General features: G+C 56.6%; 1 protein-coding gene. It reads right to left on the bottom strand.

Annotated elements, in window-relative coordinates:
* Window positions 1-216: 216 nt before the first annotated feature.
* Complete coding sequence (metK, locus tag NK662_RS24415; protein ID WP_254761313.1) at window positions 217-1,407, bottom strand: methionine adenosyltransferase; 1,191 nt, start codon at window positions 1,405-1,407, stop codon at window positions 217-219.
* Window positions 1,408-1,740 lie beyond the last annotated feature (333 nt).

The raw sequence follows: 1,740 nt of genomic DNA, 5'->3' as shown, positions 1-1,740 counted from the left end.
CACCATTACATAAGCTTAAGCAATAACAGATAACAAATCCTCCTCCTCCTCTAGGTAAAATATTCAAACACAATACCCTTATAAGTACTTATTATTAGGAAAGTAGCGTGCATGGGCATAAATGGCAGCGGGGGGCAGGTTAAGAATCACAATGCTGAGCAGCGAGGAAACAAAACACCATAATGGGACAGAGCAAAAGCCTCCGAAAGGGAGCTTTTAGGCAGAAGGCTTCTCCCACTTGAGGGGCTTCACCACCTCCCAGGTGAAGTCTGGGTCGTCCCTTCCGAAGTGACCGTAAGCCGCCGTCTTGAGGTAGCGTCCGTTGCCGCCTTTCTTGAGGTCAAGGTTGATGATGATCATGCCAGGCCTGAAGTCGAAGTTCTCCTTCACAATCTTGAGGATCTCCTTGTCAGGGATCCTGCCAGTGCCGTATGTGTCGACGAATACGGACAGTGGCTCTGGGACACCGATGGCGTATGATACTTGGACAATGCAGCGGCGAGCAAGGCCACTAGCAACAATGCTCTTGGCAGCTTGCCTTGCGACGTATGCTCCACTGCGGTCAACCTTGGTTGGGTCCTTGCCAGAGAAGGCACCACCACCGTGAGCTCCCCAGCCACCATAAGTGTCAATGATGATCTTCCGGCCAGTGAGACCAGCATCACCATGAGGTCCGCCAATGACGAAGCGACCAGATGGGTTAAGATGGAAGATTGTCTTCTCATCAAGGTACTGCTCGGGAATGACAGGCTTGATGACATGCTCCTTCAGGTCAGCAGCAATCTCATCGTTGGTGACTGTCTCATCATGCTGGGTAGAGATGAGGACGGTGTGGACACGGACAGGGACCCTGGCACCGCTCTCATTGCGGTACTCAACAGTCACTTGGGTCTTCCCGTCAGGCCTGAGCCATGCGCAGGTCCCATTCTTGCGAACCTCCGTAAGACGAGCGCCAAGCTTGGTAGCAAGGACATGGCTGAGGGGCATCAACTCAGGGGTCTCATCAGTTGCATATCCAAACATGTGTCCCTGGTCACCAGCACCAATCTCCTCAGGGCGCTTGGTGAAGTGGCCGTGCACACCCTGTGCAATGTCAGGGGACTGCTGCTCGATGTTCACAAGCACCTTGCAGTGGTCAGCATCGAGACCGACATCAGCTGACACAAAACCGATGTTACGGCATGTCTCCCTGACAATCTTCTCATAGTCAACGTTAGCCTTGGTGGTGATCTCACCAAAGACCATGACCATGTTTGTCTTGGTGCAGGTCTCACAAGCGACCTTGCTGTCAGGGTCCTCGGCGAGGCAGGCATCAAGCACAGCATCTGAGACTTGGTCGCAGAGCTTGTCAGGGTGGCCCTCGTTCACAGACTCCGAGGTAAAGAGGAAGGTATCAAGTGCGGCCATCTTCTCCTATCTGCGGCGGCGGTGGCGGCGGCGGAGGAGGAGGAGGCGAGGAGCTCGTCGGGGTAGACGCCCGTGGCGTTGGCGCGGAGCCACGGCTTGCAGCGCTCGAAGTCCGGGCCGAACTCGCAGTACTCCGCGGGGAGGCCGCAGACGCCGCAGTACAGCACCCTCACCGGAGCCGGCTTCTCCGCAGCCATCGCAGGCAGGCGCACCGCTTCTGCTCGCCGCGGAGGAACGAATGCACGGGCTCGCCTGGGGAATCGACGACGGCGAGGGGTCTCGTCTCCGGCGAATTCGCTCCTCCGCTCCGCTGGTGCTCGAGGGGAGGATTTG

Origin of the sequence: Ectobacillus ponti (genome assembly GCF_024294785.1) — a bacterium.
GTDB classification, from domain to species: Bacteria; Bacillota; Bacilli; order Bacillales; family Bacillaceae_G; genus Ectobacillus; species Ectobacillus ponti.
Note: the sequence above shows the minus strand (reverse complement) of the source record. Positions and strands in the feature narration are given on the sequence as shown.